The organism is Indolivaga alginatilytica, assembly GCF_003201355.1.
Lineage (GTDB): Bacteria > Bacteroidota > Bacteroidia > Bacteroidales > Dysgonomonadaceae > Dysgonomonas_A > Dysgonomonas_A alginatilytica.
The window spans coordinates 35606-41605 of sequence record NZ_QICL01000037.1 but is presented as its reverse complement, the minus strand read 5'-3'; the positions used below and the strand labels follow the sequence as shown (position 1 = coordinate 41605).

Sequence of the window (6000 nt, the reverse complement as noted above, 5' to 3'; positions counted from 1 at the left end):
ATTTCTTATGAGTTTAGTCACTTCAAAGAAACATCCTTCCGATTAATTACGGAAACCCTTTATTATCTTTTCTCTCATAAATTTAAACAGGCTCTAAATATAAAATTTGGTTAATTGGAGGTGTTTATTTGCCAGATCACATCGCGAAAATGCCGACATTATTCCCAGAAACCGAAGAAATGATGTACAGGACCATGTCCTTTACCTATCTCATATTCTGCACCGATTGTAATTGCTTTAGTCATATACTCTTTTGCTTTTCTGATGGCATCGTTCAGCGATAGTCCATGAGCCAGAAATGCAGCTACGGCAGATGAAAATGTACAGCCTGTACCATGCGTATTACGTGTTTGTATGCGTTTCGATCTGAGTTCTATTACTTCATCCGTTTCTGCATTATAGAATACATCAACCAATTCATCTTCTGTTAGATGACCCGCTTTCAGCAAAACAGAGACCGACCGGTCGAAAGACAAATCCTTAACGATCAAGGGTAAATCTTGCTGGCTTGTTATTTTCTTCCCGATCAGAATTTCAGCTTCGGGAATATTTGGCGTAATAACACGAACATAAGGTATCAACTCATTCCTGAGTGTTTCTATAGCCTCATCCTGCAAGAGTTTATCTCCTGAGGTTGCCACCATTACAGGGTCTAAAACTATATTAGTGATATTATATTTCAGAAGGGTTTCTTTTACCGCCCGAATCAATTCCGAAGAATGAAGCATTCCTATTTTGATAGCATCGGCTCCGATATCATCCAGTACCGATTTTATTTGTCCCGAAACAAAAGGAACGGGAATAGGATGTACATCGGTCACTCCAATCGTATTTTCATCTACTACCGCCGTGATAACCGTCATGCCATAACATCCGCATGCCGAGAACGTTTTTAAGTCGGCTTGAATACCTGCTCCGCCACTCGGGTCACTGCCTGCAATAGTCAGTGCCCGTTTATATTGTTTTTTCATTATCCGTTTTTACTATTTTTTACAAAAAAATCAATAAATTGGTCTGAGACCTTATATTTCCCACTGTTCCTGCTTATAGGCGCTATCCCAGAACATCCATTCCAGTTTGGAACACATCACGAATGCTTCGGTCATTGCCTTGCGTTGTGCCGACGTACAAGCATCAGCAACTTCATTACAGATCGAAATTGCTGTCTTTACCGACTCTGCAAAGTCATCGCCTCCGTAGGTGTTTATCCAGCTTTGATATGGATTTTCGCCTTTAGTCTGATTAACCAATATATAATCGCCCACCTCTTTGTAAATCCGGAAGCAAGGCAGAACGGCTGCTAAAGCAACTTCAACAGGTGCATTTGCCAACTGCTTCATCAAAAACGAAGTATATAGCAGGCAACTTGGCGAGGCTTCGATCTTCTCCTTTTTATCCAATTCATGCACAAACGATTCGTGTAATATTTTCTCAACAGCAACACTTTCTCCTGCAAAATGAATAAACGCTTCGATATGTTTGGGATTACTCAACTTCGATGCAATAGCAGTTAACACTTTGCCGTAATCCGCTAAATAGATGGCATCCTGCTGAATATAGAATATAAACTTTTTATTATCTAATGTGCCATTCATCAGTTCTTTTATAAATGGCAATTCCTGTATCTTTTTATAGACAGGCTCAATTGCCTTCCATGCCTCTTCACTCCATTTCATTGGTTTATTGTTTTTTTGATTGTTTGGTTAATAATGCTTCTAAGTTGTAATGCCGCTTCTTTCGGATCGGTTGCCGATGTGATTGCCGACACTACCGAAATACCGTCAGCACCTGCCAAAATTATATTGGCTGCGTTCGTTCGGTTGATTCCTCCGATACCCACAGCAGGATGCCTGCTGATTTTTACGATCTCCCGTATACCATTCAAGCCTAGGGCAGGGGCGGTATCGGTTTTCGTAGGTGTACCGAATACAGGAGATATGCCGATATAGTCAACATCCAGTTCGTTTGCATCAATTGCATCTTGCAGGCATTCTACCGACAAACCGATAATTTTATCCTTACCCAATAGTTTTCGGGCAATTGCATAAGGCATATCACTTTGTCCGATATGCAATCCTTCGGCATCGCAAGCCAGAGCAATATCCAGACGATCATTGATAATTAAAGGGATATTGTAAGGGCGCAAGCATTCTTTTAAGAGCATGGCTTGCTGATAAAACTCCAGAGTAGAGCAATCTTTCTCCCGAAGTTGCACCATAGTCACTCCTCCTTTAGCGGCTTCGGTGACTATATATTCTAATGTCCGCCCCAAAGAAAGCGATCGGTCGGTAACCAGATAGAGACTTAAGTCAAATGATTTCATTACAATTTCAATGTATTTCGGAGTGTGCTTTCATTCAGATTGAATAATTCATCCAGAAAATGAACCTGCATACTGCCATTCCCCTGCGATTTAGCAGCAGCCAGTTCTCCCGAAATACCCATTATTGCCATTCCATGAGTTGCTGCCTCCAGCATATCAGTATTAATGGAGGCAAACGCTGCAACAATTGCCGTAGCTGTACATCCCATTCCTGTGACTCTTGCCATCAGCGTATTTCCATTTGATACCGTTTCGGTTGTTTCTCCGTTGGTGATATAATCAGTCTGTCCGCTGATAACAACTACTGCACCCGTTTCACGAGCCAATATTTTTGCCGAATCTAATGCTGAATCGGATGAACTTGTGCTGTCTACCCCTTTGGTCTTTACATTGCTGTTTACCAAAGCCATTATTTCGGAAGCATTCCCTCTGATTATCGACGGTTTGCATTCTTCTAATATTTGCTGACATACTTTTGTCCGATACGAAGTTGCTCCTGCTCCGACGGGATCAAAAATGACAGGTATCTTCTTTGTTTGTGCCGTTTTACCTGCAATAAGCATGGCTTTAACCCAATCGGCATCCAAGGTCCCGATATTAAGGACAAGAGCGGAAGCGATGCTTGTCATTTCGGCAACTTCGTCTACAGAATGTGCCATCACAGGTGATGCACCGATAGACAAAAGAGCATTTGCCGTATTATTCATCACCACATAATTTGTGATATTATGGATGAGGGGAGATTTTTCTCTGACCAGACTTAAATCCCTTACTAAATTAGAAATATCAATCATAGTTTATTTATTTTTTGTATCCGCATATTGCTACATAATCACCACAATCGTAGCCCGAAACAGGCTCTTCGACCATATTATTCGAGTAAATAGGATGTTTGGTTAATGTTTGAGCATACTCAAAATCAGTAAAACCGACATTCTGCATGCTTGTTATTTTTTCAGCCGTTGTTCTCCAATTCGCCTTTTCTACCAGTTCTATCGGATAAGGGTTACGAGGAAAAACATCTTTCAATAACGGATGATCCCATCTCCCGACTGATTTCGCCAGATTATACAGTAAACCGTAAGAGCTTTCTTTAGGTATATCTATCAGAATCACTTTACCGCCTTTACGCAGAGCCTTATAACTGTTTGTCAAAGCTTTCTCGAGATCTGAAATATAACCGGGACAACCATTATAAAGAATGGTATCATATACCTCAACTCCACATTCGGCATCTTCGGCTGTACTTATTTTTACTGAAAGTCCTCTCTTCGTTGCTATCTCGGACATATCGACAGAAGGCTCTATACCTTCTTTTATCGTAATGCCGAACTCCTTTTCAAGAATCATTTCAAAGAGACCGCTTCCGCAACCTACCGACAAGATACGCCCTGCATTTTTAAGAAAATGAGCTACTAATCTGACTTCCGAATATAATACATGCTCATTTTCCATAAACCATGCATCGTATTTCTCTGCATACTTATCAAAACTCTTTTGATCCATTTTTTTTGCAATAAAAAAAGCCGCTTCGTGTAATACGAAACGGCTTTGTAAATAATATATCGGTGATGATTATTCAAAAAGTCAACCGTTTCCCTACGATGTCAATTACAACATATCAGGTTCCGGGGTTTAATCTCAGCTCTTTCTACGAAAGAACACCCCCAACAGTGATGACTGCAAACTTATAAAAAATATCTGAACCTAGTTGATTTATTTCCGAAATATAAATTCATTTAATAAATTGCACTTTTTTTGTAATTGAATAAAATGAATGTAAAAATATATGCTTACACTAATAGAATTATCAGAATTACTAACAAAATCGGAATGTGATTATGAAATAATTCAACATGACAAACCTATTCTGAAAACAGAAGATGCCGATGAGTATTTCGATAGTAGTAAAGCTGCACCTGTTTTTATTGTCAAAACAGAAAAGGGTTTCTATGCAATGATTCTTAGCAATCAATATAATCGTATTGACTTTAAAAAGCTTGCACTAGATCTAGGCTTCTCTAAAATCAAATTAGCTGAAAAATCAGATGTCCTAAAAGTAACAGGATATGAAGTCGGTTCGATTCCGCTAATCGGGCATGACTTACCTTGCCTTTTCGATAAAGTGCTTCTAGCATTCGATTATATTTATGGGGGAACGGGCAATAAGTTTCATACTCTCAAAATAAAGCCCCAAGAGATTATTAAATTAAGCAGCGATGTTGTAGAAATTGAAAATATAAATCGTGAGAACCATATACAAAAAGCTACCAAAGGCGACTTACAAGAAATCCTAACTTTACAAAAGGCAGCTTTTAAACCTGTCTCTATTCAGTTAAACAATCCGAATATACCGCCAATGCTTCAGAGTTATGAAGATATGCACAGTGAATCCGAACAAAACATAATTTTAAAATACACTATTAACAATACGATAGTCGGCTCTGTCAGAGGACGGCTTGACGAGAATAATAATTGCCGTATCGGAAAGTTAATTGTCCATCCTCAACATCAGAACAAAGGAATTGGAAAAGCCTTAATGAATGAGATAGAGCAATACGTCAATACCTGTAAGAAGTATATTCTGTTTACAGGATTAGAAACCCCTAATACTGTATATTTATATACCAAACTTGGCTATAAAGAAGTTTCCAACGAAAATTCAGAAGGTATTTCGATGGTTATTATGGAAAAGATAAATAACTGATTATTCTATTAATTCCTCTATTTCGTTTAGATGAAAGTTCAGATGAAAGAGATAACCGTTTATCATATCATTCAGACTTACTCTACTTCCTTCGAAATCGTTCCAATAATTATTCAATTTTGTGTTATCCACAGACTTTATTACGTGAATAATATGGAGGTTATAAAATTTCCACAATTGCACCAGATTTATCCAGTCTGCATGCTGATAATCCTGAACTACAATCCATAGGTCATTATCCTGGCGATAATCGGGGAACTCTAAATATCTATTGTATTGGAGCCTTACCATTCGTTGATGATTATTTGATGCAGAATCAACCAAATGACCTAATATTTGTTTAACTGTACGGCTTTGCTTGTTTTTACGTTCACCAATTGTGTCAATAGGTAAATCGGTCAATACTGGTTCCCAGGTCTCTATAGTCCTGTAAATTCCATTTGTAATATCTGTAAAATCAGCATTCATATAATATGTTTTTTTTAATTCAAGTCTGTCTTTCAAGAGGAATGTTCTCTAATGATATTTTTGGTCTATAAAGTTATATACTTAATCTAGCCAATTCTTATCAGGAGATAGATATATGTCAGGAGCAATTCCTTTTTCATCAACCGGATCATTCGGCAAACGCCTCGATATTGTGGACGCATAGTTTACTCCCCACCATTTTCCAATACTATCATCTTTGGGGTCGAATCGTACCACATTGGAGAAGTCTAAGCATCCACTGGTATTTTCGCCCAGTATTGTTACTTTTGAACTTTGTTTTGAAATGAGTATAAACTCCTCAGCACTACTTGCACATTCCTTATCTACAATAATATATATGTTTCGGGGATACTGAAGTACGGTATCCAGTTGTATAGTATATCCTTCAGAATCATGTAAAAGAATAAATTTGTTATTATTATTTTTCATCCGTTCCACTAACTTTTCAAGGAAAGAGCTATTCGTGTTTTTTAGATATTCT

Annotated in this window: 8 protein-coding genes; 1 reads left to right on the top strand and 7 read right to left on the bottom strand. The window is 38.1% G+C overall.

Annotation, left to right across the window (positions count from 1 at the left end):
* Positions 1–158 precede the first annotated feature (158 nt).
* Genes thiD through CLV62_RS19085 form a run of 5 tightly spaced genes read right to left on the bottom strand, consistent with a single transcriptional unit; the run spans position 159 to position 3829 of the window.
* Complete coding sequence (gene thiD / locus CLV62_RS19105) at positions 159–971, bottom strand: bifunctional hydroxymethylpyrimidine kinase/phosphomethylpyrimidine kinase (protein WP_110312379.1); 813 nt, start codon at positions 969–971, stop codon at positions 159–161.
* Positions 972–1022: 51 nt separating this feature from the next.
* Entirely contained in the window at positions 1023–1676 is a 654-nt protein-coding gene (locus CLV62_RS19100; RefSeq protein ID WP_110312378.1) for a TenA family protein, read from the bottom strand.
* A complete protein-coding gene (gene thiE, locus CLV62_RS19095) occupies positions 1673–2323 on the bottom strand; it encodes a thiamine phosphate synthase (protein WP_110312377.1) in 651 nt (216 codons plus the stop codon). Before thiE ends, CLV62_RS19100 begins: the two co-directional genes overlap by 4 nt.
* Positions 2323–3117 carry a hydroxyethylthiazole kinase gene (gene thiM / locus CLV62_RS19090; protein ID WP_110312376.1) on the bottom strand — a complete coding sequence of 265 codons (795 nt, stop codon included), beginning with the start codon at positions 3115–3117 and terminating at the stop codon, positions 2323–2325. The genes thiE and thiM overlap by 1 nt, the downstream gene beginning before the upstream one ends.
* A gap of 7 nt (positions 3118–3124) precedes the next feature.
* The gene (locus CLV62_RS19085) at positions 3125–3829 is read right to left on the bottom strand and encodes a class I SAM-dependent DNA methyltransferase (protein ID WP_110312375.1); all 705 of its coding nucleotides are present in this window, start codon (positions 3827–3829) and stop codon (positions 3125–3127) included.
* A gap of 283 nt (positions 3830–4112) precedes the next feature.
* Here CLV62_RS19085 and CLV62_RS21965 point away from each other — a divergent pair, with 283 nt between their 5' ends.
* Positions 4113–5030, top strand: a complete 918-nt coding sequence (locus CLV62_RS21965; protein ID WP_221409261.1) for a GNAT family N-acetyltransferase — start codon at positions 4113–4115, stop codon at positions 5028–5030.
* Here CLV62_RS21965 and CLV62_RS19070 read toward each other — a convergent pair whose 3' ends face one another.
* On the bottom strand, positions 5031–5498 hold the full coding sequence (locus tag CLV62_RS19070) for a DinB family protein (protein ID WP_110312374.1): 468 nt from the start codon (positions 5496–5498) through the stop codon (positions 5031–5033).
* 81 nt (positions 5499–5579) lie between these two features.
* Positions 5580–5948 (bottom strand): S41 family peptidase, encoded by a 369-nt coding sequence (locus CLV62_RS19065; RefSeq protein WP_146212797.1) that lies wholly within the window; start codon positions 5946–5948, stop codon positions 5580–5582.
* Between the last annotated feature and the right edge of the window lie 52 nt (positions 5949–6000).